The organism is Serratia sp. NPDC078593 (assembly GCF_050268245.1).
Taxonomy (GTDB): domain Bacteria; phylum Pseudomonadota; class Gammaproteobacteria; order Enterobacterales; family Enterobacteriaceae; genus JBNNGK01.
The window spans coordinates 252,669-267,515 of the sequence record NZ_JBNNGK010000005.1; the positions used below are offsets into that span (position 1 = coordinate 252,669).

A 14,847-nucleotide genomic window follows, 5' to 3' on the forward strand; every position below is an offset into this window, starting at 1 on the left:
GGTATGTGGTGAGTTTGCCCTCAGTAACGTACGCAAAAAATCGGTGGACTAGGCGAGGGAAGGTAGAGAAAAAACTGCATCTTGTTAAACCAGTACTGGATAATCCACGCGGGGAGATGGCGGTTTGATAAGGTAACGGCGTACTTAATTCTATTTAACATAATATACATTATGCGCACCAAAGTTGTAGTGGTAAAGTTGTAATGTCCGCTTATGGCTAAGTTAAGATGTCCGGCGTGCAGTCTCATCATTAAGGGATCCTCATGGCGACACACAAAGCGGATTTTTTCACCTTGGACGAAGTCAATAGACTCAAAATTATTCAGGACGTTGTTAATCGTCGCCTCACAACGCAAATGGCCGCAAAGCGGCTTGGTTTATCCGATAGACAGTGTCACGTTATCATAATGATGGGCCTCTTGGACTCACCAGTCGTCGGCGCGGAAAGCCAAGCAATAATCAGCTATCTGAAGGACTCGCTGCTCACGCGCTGAATATCATTCGTGAACATTACGTGGATTTCGGGCCTACGCTAGCTTGTGAAAAACTCTCAGAAGTACACAACGTTCATCTTGCTAAAGAAACCGTCAGAAAATTGATGGTTAATGCTGGTTTCTGGATCCCCCGCAGACATAGAGCATCAAAGATCCAGCAACCTCGTTATCGCCGAGCTTGTACCGGCGAATTGATACAGATTGACGGCTGTGATCACCGCTGGTTTGAGGATCGTGCCCCTGCCTGCACCGCACTGGTTTACGTCGATGATGTAACCAGCCGCCTTATGGCAACTCCTCTCTTTTTAATCGCAGGGGAAGCAAGCCAATCAAGTTGGCCGTACTTGCGCAGCCAGTTAAACACAGTTGCGTTGCCCTGGATACCATAACGGTCCGTAGCCTGACGGCAAGTCATTTCGCCTTTTTCGACCTGCTCAACAACGGCCAATTTAAAGGATAGAGAGTGGTCGCGTTGCGTACGTTTAACATATTGGCTCATCACGTTCTCCTGATTGAGAGGGGAAAACGTGTCAACGCTATTTAGGACGGATCAGGGTCACAGCGTAAAAAAAAGGATCTCAAGAAGATCCTTTTAAATTTTATTTTCATTCCTTACATGTTGCCAGAAAGCTCAGCCAACTCCTTCCCTCTGGTTTCTGACATTTTTGCAACACACTCATTCACGGTCGTTTGATATGCCGAGCTTTTGTTATCTATTTGGAATGAGTATAACTTACAATTAGAATCCCTAAATTTGATCCAATCCCTTTGGGAAATTTTAATGCTATTTACGAGCTCCTGCTTTAAATATTCATCATTCATATATGCAGAATTAACTTTAGATAGCAACATTGAATATTGTTCGTTTAAATATTTATCAGCTGAATCCTTTTTACTTTTCGAGCACAAAGCAACCTGATCAGATGTTGTTACATTATGACAAACATTTGCACTATGTGAAAATGACGAATACAGTAAAATAATAGCTAAGGCTCGTTTCATTATCTACCCTCCAAATAATCAACTCTATGTCTACCTAGTTCGTATTGTGAAATTGCAGGTGTGTTTTGTATGTAATCAATTAACTCTTGTTTACTATCATTTGAACCTGCAAGCATAGGCTTAGGTCCTTTGGTAAAACCTTGGTAAACGAAGTCGACCAACACTTCTTGGATAGATGTATCCAAGCTTTCCCATTGTTTCGCACTGGAAACACCACTAGTCCACTTTTTATAATTAGCAATAGCCCGCTCAACATATTTAGGGTAAATAATAGAAAAGAGAGACTCTTGCTGCTGCAATGTTATCTCCCCTATATCCTTTTTATGAGCACTTACATAATCACGAGCAGAAAATCCTTTAAGTCCTGCGCATTTTGATATTTTAACGGCCTGAATATTAGGTATTCCTGATGCAATCATATCATTATAAATATCACTCTCAGAACGATCCCCCATATCATAACCACGGCCAAGAGTTACCCCTGAAAGATCATTTCCAGGCCAGTGAATAACCCGGCTATAATATATAGATGATGAAATATCATTTCCTTCAGCGTTGTAAGTCAACTTACCTTCTAAAGTTTTAACTTGAGATTTAATAGCATCGAGAAAAACCAGCGGGTGCATATGCCACGGATTTTCCACCATCCCCGCCACACGGTTCATCCAGCGCGTGTCCGTAAGAACCTTCACCGTGTAGGCATACCATTCCGGTGATTCCTTCTTCATCGTGGGGGATAAGAACGATTTCCAGATCGGAGCCTCCGATGAGTAATACCAGTCACTGGGGTGCTTCACGCACAATCTGTACAGATGATCGCGCATTGACGGGGTCTGCACCGCCCGCCGGTACTGTTCCGGGTAATACCAGGTGTATTTAGTGCCGTCAATCTTGTCCAGCAGTTGCTGGTAGTTGAACGCCACCGCCTTGCTGTAGGGTTTCCCGTCGTTGTCCGCCACGCTGAAAAAACGCTCAAAAATCGTCTTCACCAGCCCTTTCGGCTGCGTCTTCCCGTCGAGATGATCAAAGCTCGCCGGGCTGTCCTCCGTGCTCTCAAAACCCCGACCCGCTAGGTCATACCGAGACAGCAGCTGCACATCCGACTCCGCCAGCAGCCCGCGCGACGCCCCATCCGGGCAGTAGCGTTTACCCTCTTTGTCCGTCACAGCCTGACCGGACAGCGCCATCACCGTTTCGGTCTGCGTGGTTATCAGCCCCTTCTGTATTTCCCCGCCGCTGAATTGCAGGTATACCGGGATCCCCTTCGGGCAGCGGGCAAAGGCAGGCTTGTCGCGCCCCACGCCTTCCGAGTTGCTCAGGAAGTGCGGCAGGTCGTCCGTGGTCAGACATTCAATATGCACCTGATAGCGTTTTTCATGCCCGTCCTCGCTGGGGACCTGAAACCAGCCCAGATGCCCCACCGGATCCCCGGCCTTAATCGGGTAAGGCGTCGGACACACCACCGTATCAAACTGCATGGTTTCACGTGACGGCGGCAGGAACGGCGACCACCACGCCGGACGGGTGGCGCTGTCGCGGACTGGAATCAGATTCCCTTTATCGCATACAGTCCATACCCGGTCTCCGGCTTTCAGGCTCATGCTGCCCGCAACCGGCTCGGCCAGCGTGACGTGCGCATATTGCCGCCCGTTGCTCCCGGTCATCGTGTCGGCGCTCACCGCCCTGTCCCATGTCACCCGCGTGCCGGGCGGCAGCTCTGTCGCCACCCACTGCCGGGATTCATCTACATACGCCTTCAGGTGCTCTCCTTCTGCCACCCTGAGCGCCGTACTGTCCTGCTCCGGGTAGGCCAGCCAGGGCGCGAGGTGCATATACAGGGTGTAAAAAGTCAGCCCACTCTCTGCCGTTTCCCCTGGCTGAACACGGTGGTGAATAAGCACAAAAGACCCTGAGTAGCGTAAATCCCCCCAGTACCACGGCACGCTGAGGTAATCCCGGTTAATCCGGTACGCCACTACCTCACCGTCCGCCATGCAGCGCACGGCCTGCTCCCCCTTAAACGGCACCGGAAAATCCACGGCCTCATTCATCGCCTGACCGCTGAGCGCACACCATGGCGTGGTGGTATCACTGATGTGAATGCCTCCGTGCCACATACCATTGCGGCCAATAAGCCAGTGCCCGGCGGCCTCGCCCTCCAGATGCGCGAGCATTTCTTCGAGATTACTGAACTCCCCGCCCCGGTTGTTTTTCGGTACCGGCCAGCGGATGGCCGGGAGCTGCGGGCCGTTTTCCGGCTTCGACATAGCAAATCCTTTTGGTTTATCGGGTTAAATACGGGGCTATCATACACTGGCGGACATTTTATCGCCGTTTCCGGAAGGGAACACAAAAGTAAAATTTTGTAAGATGCGGCGATCTAACTCTCTGAACCGGCTGCTTTTACCCTGAGAATAGTCTGTTGGGTGGTGCTGAATTCACGAGCCACAGCACTCACAGTCATCCCCATATTGAGGCGTTCAGGACTAATTGCTTCTGTTCATCATTCAGTGCGGAGGGGCGTCCAAAGCGTTTCCCTGATGCTCTGGCCCGTGCAATACCAAAGTGTGTGCGCTCAATGAGCAGGTCGCGCTCAAACTCTGCCACCGCCGAGATCACCTACATGGTCATTTTCCCGGCAGGGCTGGTGAGGTCCACACCGCCCAGCGCCTTTGGTCTAATGGGCGCCATCCGGCGGCCGGTTTCTGTGCTGAAATTATGTGGCATGCTGGTCATGCTGAGCGGGATCGCCATCATGTTATTCGGCGATCGACTGTATGAGCGCTTTCTGCACTGACAGTGTGGGGTTCTACGCCCATCCCTTACGGACGTCTGCGCCGAAGCGGCGTTCGTACGCCATACCTAAAAGCGCAACGCCTACTTTCGATTCTCGCTCAGGATGAGCGGGCGACCTTTTACACTTTCCAAATGCCCGCTGTGCTATCGCCGTAATGTTGCCCGCTATTTGAATTAAACTTTGCGCGGTAAATGTTCCAATCTGTAAATCATTATCGTTCAGGTATACTATCGGTCACTAACTACGTACTAGATAACTCGGTGAAAAGATGGATAAAACCACCCAAAGGACAGAACATTTTATCGGCCTGGAGTGGCTACGTTTCCTGTTGGGATGTTACATCATGATTTATCATACGTTGCATGTCTATCCGCAGGCTAAATCAATCCCTTTCTTGTCTGAACTCAGTGGGATGGGATTCTTCGCGACCAGTACTTTCTTTGTGTTATCCGGCTTTTTGCTGACTCACGTCTACAGTCGTGACGGTAAAATGCGCGAGTCGACCAAGCGTTTTTGGGCAAAACGGTTGTTCAACCTCTATCCAATTCATATTGTTGCTCTTTTATCAGCCATCGGTGTCGTTGCTTTGATGCAATGGTTGGCCATTCCGCCGGAAGGCGCGGCAGCCAGCCCGCGCTTCGTGATTTATGACACTAATGAACAATTGTCGTCTGAAGCGCGTGAACTTTTACGACACTATATGACCAACCCAGAGCTGATACTTAATTTGGTGCTCCAGGTGTTTATGTTGCAGGCTTGGAATCCCTACTTCCTGACATTTAATGCACCGCTTTGGTCTATCTCTACCCTCTTCTTTTTCTATCTTACTTTCCCGGTGTTAGCGCCACGGCTGATGTCGTCACGCTGGCCGAAATTAATCTTTATGCTACTGTGGGCACTCTATTTGCTTCCACCCGTCTGGGCCGTTTGGCAACATCTTTACGGTATGCCTTATACCGGTTTGTTACAACGTAACCCGTTATTACGTTTGCCTGAATTTCTTGCCGGTATTATCAGTTACGCGTTATTTACCCGTTATCGCCATACCGCGATTTGCCAACGCATCTTCTGGCGGACTGCCGCCGCCCTGTTTGTGGCAGGCTGTTTTGTGGTGGCGATGTTGTTGATCACTCGCACCGAAGGACGCCACTGGTATTTCTTACTGCACAATGGGTTACTGCTGCCAGCCCAGTGTATTTTGGTGGTGTTATGTGCACTGTTGCACTTACCGCAGAATAATCGCTGGTTAGAACACTGGTCGCCACGGCTTGGTGCTACGTCACTGTCAATATTTGCTCTGCACGTCCCTTTATTTAATCTGTTCCGTACCGTAGAGCAATTGATACGCGGCGCACCTTCCCTGTGTGTGAACGATTGGCAAGCTTGCATCGCCGCCGCTGGCAACGTGCAATTATCCACGCCTGGTTATCTACTGTACCTGACATTGACCATATTGATTTGTCTTCTGTTCCAAGAGCGTTTTGTTGTGCCCGTACGCCTTTGGCTGACTCGTCGCTACTTAAAATAGTGCTATGGGCACTAACCTGATTAGTGCCCTGACCCTTTGGACTAGCCTAAGCCCTTATTTCTTACACATACGGGTGACCAAAACAAAAAATACAGGCACAAAAAATATTGCCAATAAAGTCCCGCTTATCATACCGCCAAAGACCCCGGTTCCAATGGCATGCTGGGTTCTGTCACTGGCTCCACTGGCAAGCATTAGAGGCACCACTCCCAGCGTAAAGGCCAGCGAAGTCATCATAATTGGCCGTAAGCGTTGTCTCGCTGCCTGCAAGGTCGCGGTGACCATATCCATACCCTGTGAGCGTAATTGTCGGGCGAATTCGACGATCAATATGGCATTTTTGGTCGAAAGCCCAATGATGGTTATCATTCCTACCCTAAAAAAATGTCATTCGACATACCGGCAACCATTACCGCACACACCGACCCTATCAGCCCCAACGGAACGACTAACATGACCGCAAAGGGGATTGACCAGCTTTCATAGAGTGCTGCCAGCACCATAAACACCACCAAGATAGATAACAAAATAAGCGCTGGAAGTTGAGAAGCGGATTCTCTTTCCTGTAGTGAACTGCCCGCCCACTCGGCGATGAATCCTTGGGGTAATACGCTCACAAGGCGATCCATTTCCGCCATAGCGCTGCCGCTCGACAGCCCCGGCGCGGCGCTGCCCGTCACCCTTATTGCGGGATAGCCTTGATAGCGATTTAATTGTTGTGGGGCCTGAACCCAAGACGGTGTTACGAAAGCAGAAAGAGGTACCATTCCACCCGTTTTGTTTTTGACTGACACTTTCAGTAAGTCAGTCAGTTGCATTCTGTAAGCGGTGTCAGCCTGGACGATAACCTGCCGAACGCGGCCGTTGTCCGTGTAGTCATTGACATAATAAGAACCCGAAGCGGTAGAGAGCGTCTGATTAATTTCATCAAATGACACGCCGAAGGCTTCGGCTTTTTCCCTGTCTACATCCAGCGACACACTTACCCCCTCTGGAAGTCCGTCAATGTAGACATCCGCTAACACTGAACTTTTGCTAGCAAGTGCGATGAGCTTTTCGGTTGCCGCTTTCAACGCAGGGTAACCTTTCCCTGCCCGGTCTTCGATATACAGCGTAAAGCCTGATGACGTTCCCATATCAGAGATCGCAGGGGGTAACAGGCTCAGCGTAGTGGCGTCAGAGACCGCCTCCAAAGCAGTTTGCACAAAATTTGCCTCACTCTGAGCCGTCGCGCCGTTTCGGTGTTGCCAATCCTTTAATGTAGTAAACGCCATTGCCGTGTTGGGTCCCGATCCGGAAAAACCAAACCCAAGGATCGTAACGTTGCTCTCAACAGCTTTACGCGTCGCGATGACATCCTCTACGTGCTGCACGACTTTGCGTGTCCGCTCCATCGTGGCATCCGAAGGCAACTGAATGGAGGACATAAAGTAGCCTTGGTCTTCATCCGGCAAAAATGATGAAGGCAGATTTTTCAGAGCAATCAGCAGTAAACCGCAAAGAGCAATGTACAGCAGTAGCATCCTTCCAGAACGCTTCAGCACATATCGCAGCCCTGATTCATAACGGATTGAGAAGGCATTGAAATGACGGTTGAACCAACGTGGAAAACCTTTTTTGTGCCCCTCTTTATGACTCTGTGGCTTTAGTAAAGAAGCACAGAGTGCCGGGGTCAGCGTCAGTGCCAAAAATGCCGAAAATAGGATCGACACGGCCATAGAGAGTGTAAACTGCCGATAAATAACACCCACCGATCCACTGGCGAACCCCATAGGGATAAATACGGCAGTCAACACCAGAGTAATACCGATAATGGCTGGGGTAATTTCTTTCATTGCCTCACGCGTAGCCTGCTGGGGTAATAATTTGTTCTCTTCCATCAGGTGTTCGACATTTTCCACCACTACGATCGCATCATCGACAATGATGCCGATAGCTAACACCATGCCAAACATGGTCAGTACGTTGATAGAAAAACCGCATAGCAGCATGACGGTGAAGGTGCCCAGTAACGCCACGGGTGCCACAATAGCGGGGATCAGCGTACAGCGGATTTTGTGCAGGAATAGCAGCATCACCAAGAAGACCAAAACCATCGCTTCAATAAAAGTATGGATGACTTTCTCAATCGACAATTTGACAAAGGGGGCCGTATCAAAGGGTACCGAGAACGCCATTCCTTGCGGCAAGTTGGCAGAAAGCTCGGCAAGCCGTGCATGAATGCCTGCTGCCGTACTGATTGCATTAGCCCCTGGTGCGAGCTGGATCGCCGCCGCCGTCGCGGGCAAACCATTTTCACGTATCGCAAAGGCATAACTTTGCAGACCGGACTCGATCCGGGCGATATCCGCCAGCTTTAATCGAGCACCGCTGCTATCCGCTCTAATTGTAATATTGCGGAACTCCTCTATCGACGCGAGCTGTCCTTTCACCATCAGTGGATAAGTCACCTGCTGACCAGATGCCGCAGGCTCATCGCCAATACGCCCTGGTGAAACCCGCACATTTTGCTGGCTGAGTGCAGCGATCACCTCATTAACTGACAGCTTAAAAGTGTACATTTTGAGCGGATCTAGCCAGATGCGCATGGCTTTTTCCGCACCGAACAACTGGACTTTACCTACGCCAGGAACACGACGTAGTTCATCGCTAACATTGCGGGAAAAATAATCGCTCAAATCAGCTTCTTGATACGTCCTGGAAGGCGATTTCAATCCTACCATCATCAGAAAGCCTGAGTTTGCCGCTTCTACGCTCACGCCATTCTGCCGCACCGCTTGTGGAAGCCGCGGTTCAACCACTTTGATTTGGTTTTGAATATCCATCTGGGCAAGTTTGATGTCGGTTCCTGGCTTAAATGTCACCGTAATAGATGCCGAGCCCGACGTATCGCTGGTTGACTCAAAATACAGCAAGTCATCAACACCTGAAATTTCACGTTCAAGTAAAGAGACAACCGATGTGTTCATCGTTTCCGGCGTGGCGCCGGGATAACTCACCGATATCGACACGGTAGGCGGTGCCACCGCGGGATATTGAGCCACCGGGAGTTTAGGAATTGCCAGAACGCCAGTGAGAATAATAAATAATGCGATAACCCAGGCGAAGACGGGTCTCTCGATAAAAAACTGAGACATTAGAGTTAATCCGTATTGTTTTCTGAATGGTTAAAAAACAGACAGCATGGCTTCCGCCAGTGACAGGCAGGGAGCCATCACTCTTCATCCTCTGTTTCAGTGCTTACCCGTTTGCCTATATCCTTAAGCTGCGAATATTTCTCCAGCAGCTGTGGGCCATCATCAAGGCTGGTAGCAAACATCCACATATAGGTCATCACAGCGTAAATATGCCCAGCACTGATCGTGGTCGACTGCGTCATCCAGATAATAGTCAGGCTAAACAACATGGCGACCAGCACACCAATCGACAGATACCCGATAGCTTCACGATCAGAGAGGCGTATACGTAATTTAGCGAGAGTAGAATAATGTCGCTTTAAAGATAACGTTGTAGCCTTAGTAACAAAATCAACCTCCTTTTCAAGACGATTATTGAGCTTGTTATATAGCGTTTCGTTTTTCCGGGCAAAGCCGGGCAAGAAACAAGCCAAGAAAGCCAGAATGGCCAGGCAGGCAATACCCGCCCAGAATTCGAGAACCAGTAACATCACCGCCGCACCGATCAACGAAACTAGCGAAGTGATGAGCATAGGTAAGTGCAATTCAAAGAAATCAACGAACTCTCTCGATAACACCACGCGTGCTGCAACGGTTGAATGATTAAGATTATTTTTACGTTGCGACATGGTCACAGAGACAGCCAAGGCAGCATAAATTTTGGCAAAAGTTCGGGTATCCACACTTCTGCGCACCGCCCCCAGGCACCAGATAAAGAGGATCATCACCCCATAAAGCACGGCGTTTAATGTCTGGCCGGACAGTATGGCGTTAATGGAGACGCCGGCAAGAATCGGGTACAACAAATAGGTGACGTTTTCAGCAACCACCAGCAAAAAAGTAAAGAACAGTTTTTTGCGGTAGCGACTGGCCAGTAGTTTCAAGGTGCCAGAGGCTCTTCCGCTTGTGGAAGGCACCGGTATTCTTTCAGTGTTCATCAGTGACACTTCTGTTAAAATAGAGCAATCGCTCAACAATCAACACATGCTATTTGAGCAATCGCTCAAAGTCAATGGAGGTGAAGGATGAAAACCAAGTCTGAGTTAATGAGAGATAAAATTCTTAAGGCTGTTGTTGAATTGTTTATCGAGAAAGGTATTGAAAAGGTCACAACGCGCGATCTGACAGAATATTTAGGCCTATCTCGCAGCCATATTTATCACTATTTTAAAGACTGGCGGTCCTTGAGTCTCACGGCAGTAACAAACTTTATGAACGACGAGCTGGAAGAGTTTCGCACCATTATTGCGCCTTTATCCGCCAGCCAGAAACTACAGGAATTTATTGATGGCATGATTTCCGACGCCCCTGACCCAACCCGAAAGCTATATGGTTCTTTATGGCTACTTTCAACTTATGACGACGCCTACGCGAGTCTACTGCAGACTTTTCTGGATGAGTGGCATCAGGTGCTGACGAACATTATCCAGTCTGGTATGGACGAGCATACGTTTCGCATTGTTGATGCGCAACGCGTAGCGCGGCAGCTGGACGCCATGCTATTCGGTTACGGGGAACACCTGTTAACCTTACCCTCTGAAAGTTTAGTGAAGCAGACGAAAGAGGATATCGACGATTTTATCCAACAAAATATTATGGCGGGTTGAAGCCCCCAGAAGGCAGCCCCTGAACAGCAAAAATTGATCGTTTTCGGCTGAAAATGGTCTGTCGGGTTGTGTATGTACAACGAGTTTACCAACAATATGCACCACGATACGCCGGATGCCTATGCCATAATCCGTTCAATTCTTTCGGTGGCGTGCCGTACGAGAGGCTGTATGACGATATAAAAACGTTAATGCTTCACCATTCCCTTTTGGTACAAATACGACAACGTGGGAAATTAATGAGTAGCGTCAAATCATGTGACGGGTTGAGAGTCCACCGGGTTGCAAAAAGGACGCCGCCCTTCTTGCAACGATTAGACTTTTTTATTATTTATTCGCCAGCTCGGCCGGTTTAGGCTGTGCCGTCGCAGTGTTAGCCGCACGGTCGTGTTTCTTCTTACCTACATTTGAAATCAGGTTAAACACTTCGCCGAGACCATAAATTGCGCCAAGCAATACGGCAACCATCACCGGCACCATAATAAGCACCATGGCTATGCTTTCTACTATTTCAATCACTGTTCACTCCGCATTTAGCGCTGAAAAATCCCCTCCCGTAGAGACAATCATCTCTGAGATTTTTCTTGATAGATTAAGCCTGGCTTATCTGTGACTAAAGTGGTCACAAATAAGCGTGGAACAATGTAACTGACACAGTCACATTAGATCAATGCAAAAAAATGCTTTTTAATAGCAGCGTATTCAGTGCGTGAATTAATGGTGATGATCAGGCAGATTAGCAAACTCACACGGCACAAAGGGATAACCCGCACAGGTTTCAACTTGGCTGACAATATCCGCCATTGACGTTTGTGCCAGAGTGGCCTCCATCTGTTGGCTAATGCACGCAAATTCATGCTTCAATACGGGGATAATGGCATGGCCGATATAGCAGGCGTCGTTAGGTTTCGAGCGATGCAACGGAAAGTACGGCTGTTCCTCCACCGCGTGATAGATATCAAGTAGGCTAATATCACCGGCTGATTTTGCTAATAATGCCCCGCCACCTTGCCCCATTTGCGAATGGGTTAGACCCGCGTCTGCCAGTGCACCAAGAATGCGTCGCACGACTGTCGGGTTGGTATTCACACTTCGCGCAATATCTTCCGAGCGCACCGCCTGCCCACGGAACAACGTAATATGGGTCAGTATGTGAATCGCAACGGCAAAACGGGTTGAGCTAGACACGTCGGCACCTGCTAAAAGGGGTTTTTGTTAGCGCTTGAGAATGACACTTTTGTGACGGAACAGACACATAGTGAATAGGGGCGCGATGAAAGTCAATCAACAGGCCACATAGCGTAAGCTTTTCGTGCGACTGCTATCTTTATACCCCGTTGCACCAGACGAAACAGAAAATTAAGACTATTACCCTATGTTATTTCTGTGCGGCGAAATACATTCATCACAACTTTTATCAAGTCCGTCGCAACGATGCATTATTGATTAATGCCTCAATACTACCAGGAAAAAAATATGAACATTAAACGTACCGCTGGCATGGCTGTGTTAATTATTGCAACGTTATCGGTGACGGCCTGTGGCCATATGTCTCACCGCGAACGTAATACCGCTGTAGGTGCCGGTATCGGTGCGCTGGGTGGCGCAGTATTAACCGATGGCAGCACGTTGGGCACATTAGGCGGCGCTGCATTGGGCGGCGTTATTGGTCACCAAACAGGCCGCTAACCCTTCGGCCTGTTATGTCCGCTCCGGTAATTTCAAGATCATGTATAGCCGCGAAAAACCGGGGCTATACATGAATTATTTTGCCCATACGCCCTTTATGGGTTTTGAAAATATCGCCAGCACCGCGATAAGACTGATTTCAATGGATACAGACCAACAAATATGGCCGATAAGTTCACTCCAAAACTCATACCCATTTAAGTTCCACAACCATCCATTCCCCTCGCTAAGGTAGGCAGGATGCCGGAACCCCAAGGCGGGAATTAACAGGCCATGCATGACCAGCGTAATAACAATACCGTATGCCGCACCGTACCAAAGCCTGATTTTAGGTGTCAGCGCAGAGATAAACACGTATAAGAACGCAAAGGCGAAGCTGAACAGCCAGTGATAAAGCATCACTGCACCGGGGATGGTTATGCCTTGGTAAACGTAATCCAGCGAGTGGGAATTAACCCCTAGCCATCCGAGCCAGGCGTCAATATTCAGCGCAGGGGGCGACATTTCCCCCGCCACCCGCGGTGGCATATTGGCTTCCGTCCCCGACTTAACTAACGAGCTAATGAATCCGCCAACTATCGTTGACCACATCAGTATGCGAACGTTGGTTTTATTCCCTATTTTCATAAATATCCCTTCAATTAAAACGGTTAGTCGAATTTTATGGCTATCATTTTTTGCACATGCGGGCTAAAAGATAAACACCGCCATGCGCTAGCATGCATGCCCCCGCTTGCTTATCACGTTAACCTTTAATGCGTGATATGACATTCAGCGGCTGCGCATCCGGCAAAATATTCATATGTTCAAGCACTTGTGCCATGATTTTTCCAAATACCGGCCCCGCCACCGAGCCGCCAAAGTGTTTACCCGCTTTCGGGTTATTGATCATTACCACCAGCGCGACTTGTGGATCGCTGGCTGGCGCAACACCGGCGGTGTAATTGACGTAACCACCGTCATATTTACCGCTGTCGCCCAGTTTTTCGGCAGTACCGGTTTTAATCGCTAAACGGTAACCCGGCACGGCGGCGCTCACCCCGCTTCCCCCTGGTAAGGCATCACTTTCCATCATGTGCACGACGGATTTCACCACCGCTTCTGGCATAACGCGTTGCCCAACCACCGGCGGCGTCACTTTGGTGATCGATAACGGGCGGTAAATACCCAACGCGCCGATCGCAGCATATTCACGCGCCATTTGTAGCGGTGTCACCCGCAGGCCATATCCAAACGAGAAAGTCGCACGTTCGATGTCAGCCCAACGTTGCCGATGCTGCGGCAGATAACCGCTACTTTCATTGCCAATACCCAGTTCGGTCGGTTTACCCAGGCCAAAGCGTTGATAGACTTCAGGCAACACCGTTGCAGGCATCGCCAAGGCGATATGCGATACCGCAATGTCACTGGATTTTTGTAGCACGCCGGTAATGCTCAACTTCGACCAGTGCCCCACATCTCGGATCAGATGACCATTCACGCGGTATGGCGTGGTATCCAGAACGGTATCTGGCTGAATAAGATGACGATTCAATCCCACCATCACCACGATTGGTTTAACGGTAGAACCCGGCTCAAAACTGTCGCTGCTGCACACGTTGCGGATATTTTTCGACGGCGTATTGCTGTAGTTGTTGGGGTTAAATGTGGGATAGCTCGCCATACCCAGCACCTCACCCGTGTCGATTTTCACTAATACCGCGCAGCCGGAATCGGCCTGATTAGCCACCACGCCATCACGGATATGGGCAAACAGGACATACTGGATAAACTTGTCGATACTCAGCGTGATATTGGGCGGCTGTACCGGTTCGATATTCTTTAGAACATTGATCACCGCACCGTTAGCGTCTTTTTGATAAACCCGTACGCCGTTCTTGCCTTGTAACAGAGGATTGAATCCCCGCTCGATACCTTCTAAACCCTGATTATCTTGACCAACGATGCCAATCAGCCCCGCGGCATCCTGCCCCATTGGGTAAAAGCGGCTAAAATCTTGCTCGCTACTGACACCCGTCAGATGCAGTTTTTTGATGTAATCGGCTTTATCGTCCTCCACTTTACGGGCCAGATAGACGAACCGTTTGCGCGCATTGTGCTGGATCAAGAGCTGGATATCAGCCAACGGCATTTCCAGCACATTTGCCAAGCGTTGCCAACGCTCATCGCCGGTATGAGTATGGCTGGCAATAATATGTTTCGGGTCAAGTATGATGTCTTTCGAGGAAACGCTGACCGCCAAGGCTTGATTATTGCGATCGGTAATCATTCCGCGATTACTTCGGAGCACCTGCGTGCGAACCGAACGCTGATCCGCCTGATTGGCTAATTGCTGATGCTCCATCAGTTGTAGATAACCCACTCTCAGCATCAGCAGCAGCAAACACGCAATGATCCCGGCGCAGATCCAACCAAATCGCAGCGAAGAATAGTTTTTACCGCTTTTTTTAGATGATGGTGCCACTATTAACCTTTCGTTTTTATTGTGATTATTGGTCGATAAAGTCTACCCGTACAAAGTCTGGCGTATCATTGCAGTTTGTAAGAAAGTACC

10 protein-coding genes and 5 pseudogenes are annotated in these 14,847 nt (G+C 49.2%); 5 read left to right on the plus strand and 10 right to left on the minus strand.

The genetic code is table 11. The features are described 5' to 3' along the window. Positions 1 to 263 precede the first annotated feature (263 nt). Positions 264 to 791: pseudogene (locus ACQKDS_RS08405) on the plus strand (ISNCY family transposase); the annotation flags it as partial. A gap of 28 nt (positions 792 to 819) precedes the next feature. On the opposite strand, the pseudogene ACQKDS_RS08410 reads toward ACQKDS_RS08405, so the two are convergent. The 4 genes and pseudogenes from ACQKDS_RS08410 to ACQKDS_RS08425 all read right to left on the minus strand — a co-directional run. Continuing rightward, positions 820 to 993 (minus strand): annotated as a pseudogene (locus ACQKDS_RS08410) (IS3 family transposase); the annotation flags it as partial. A gap of 113 nt (positions 994 to 1,106) precedes the next feature. Then, on the minus strand, positions 1,107 to 1,496 hold the full coding sequence (locus tag ACQKDS_RS08415; protein ID WP_399668111.1) for a lysozyme inhibitor LprI family protein: 390 nt from the start codon (positions 1,494 to 1,496) through the stop codon (positions 1,107 to 1,109). Next, the gene (locus ACQKDS_RS08420) at positions 1,496 to 3,763 is read right to left on the minus strand and encodes a hypothetical protein (RefSeq protein ID WP_399668108.1); all 2,268 of its coding nucleotides are present in this window, start codon (positions 3,761 to 3,763) and stop codon (positions 1,496 to 1,498) included. The genes ACQKDS_RS08415 and ACQKDS_RS08420 overlap by 1 nt, the downstream gene beginning before the upstream one ends. Before the next feature lie 113 nt (positions 3,764 to 3,876). Then, positions 3,877 to 4,166 (minus strand): annotated as a pseudogene (locus ACQKDS_RS08425) (helix-turn-helix domain-containing protein); the annotation flags it as partial. Position 4,167: 1 nt separating this feature from the next. On the opposite strand from ACQKDS_RS08425, the pseudogene ACQKDS_RS08430 reads away from it, so the two are divergent. Together ACQKDS_RS08430 and ACQKDS_RS08435 are read left to right on the plus strand one after the other, a co-directional pair. Further along, a pseudogene (locus ACQKDS_RS08430) lies at positions 4,168 to 4,293 on the plus strand (DMT family transporter); the annotation flags it as partial. A 268-nt stretch (positions 4,294 to 4,561) separates the two neighbouring features. Further along, positions 4,562 to 5,821 carry an acyltransferase family protein gene (locus tag ACQKDS_RS08435; protein WP_399668106.1) on the plus strand — a complete coding sequence of 420 codons (1,260 nt, stop codon included), beginning with the start codon at positions 4,562 to 4,564 and terminating at the stop codon, positions 5,819 to 5,821. 54 nt (positions 5,822 to 5,875) lie between these two features. On the opposite strand, the pseudogene ACQKDS_RS08440 reads toward ACQKDS_RS08435, so the two are convergent. Next, positions 5,876 to 8,958: pseudogene (locus ACQKDS_RS08440) on the minus strand (multidrug efflux RND transporter permease subunit). A 77-nt stretch (positions 8,959 to 9,035) separates the two neighbouring features. Then, positions 9,036 to 9,935 carry an ABC transporter six-transmembrane domain-containing protein gene (locus ACQKDS_RS08445; RefSeq protein ID WP_399668103.1) on the minus strand — a complete coding sequence of 300 codons (900 nt, stop codon included), beginning with the start codon at positions 9,933 to 9,935 and terminating at the stop codon, positions 9,036 to 9,038. Positions 9,936 to 10,022: 87 nt separating this feature from the next. On the opposite strand from ACQKDS_RS08445, the gene ACQKDS_RS08450 reads away from it, so the two are divergent. Then, on the plus strand, positions 10,023 to 10,604 hold the full coding sequence (locus tag ACQKDS_RS08450) for a TetR/AcrR family transcriptional regulator (protein WP_399668100.1): 582 nt from the start codon (positions 10,023 to 10,025) through the stop codon (positions 10,602 to 10,604). Between the two features lie 327 nt (positions 10,605 to 10,931). Here the strand turns inward: ACQKDS_RS08450 and ACQKDS_RS08455 are convergent, their stop codons facing one another. After that, positions 10,932 to 11,123, minus strand: a complete 192-nt coding sequence (locus ACQKDS_RS08455; protein ID WP_399668097.1) for an AcrZ family multidrug efflux pump-associated protein — start codon at positions 11,121 to 11,123, stop codon at positions 10,932 to 10,934. Positions 11,124 to 11,318: 195 nt separating this feature from the next. Continuing rightward, on the minus strand, positions 11,319 to 11,792 hold the full coding sequence (locus ACQKDS_RS08460) for an Rrf2 family transcriptional regulator (RefSeq protein WP_399668094.1): 474 nt from the start codon (positions 11,790 to 11,792) through the stop codon (positions 11,319 to 11,321). Between the two features lie 312 nt (positions 11,793 to 12,104). On the opposite strand from ACQKDS_RS08460, the gene ACQKDS_RS08465 reads away from it, so the two are divergent. After that, positions 12,105 to 12,293: a glycine zipper 2TM domain-containing protein gene (locus tag ACQKDS_RS08465; RefSeq protein ID WP_399668691.1), complete on the plus strand. Its 189-nt coding sequence runs from the start codon at positions 12,105 to 12,107 to the stop codon at positions 12,291 to 12,293. 75 nt (positions 12,294 to 12,368) lie between these two features. Here ACQKDS_RS08465 and ACQKDS_RS08470 read toward each other — a convergent pair whose 3' ends face one another. Both ACQKDS_RS08470 and ACQKDS_RS08475 read right to left on the minus strand, forming a co-directional pair. Continuing rightward, a complete protein-coding gene (locus tag ACQKDS_RS08470; protein ID WP_399668092.1) occupies positions 12,369 to 12,920 on the minus strand; it encodes a YagU family protein in 552 nt (183 codons plus the stop codon). Between the two features lie 118 nt (positions 12,921 to 13,038). After that, positions 13,039 to 14,757 carry a penicillin-binding transpeptidase domain-containing protein gene (locus ACQKDS_RS08475; protein WP_399668089.1) on the minus strand — a complete coding sequence of 573 codons (1,719 nt, stop codon included), beginning with the start codon at positions 14,755 to 14,757 and terminating at the stop codon, positions 13,039 to 13,041. Positions 14,758 to 14,847 lie beyond the last annotated feature (90 nt).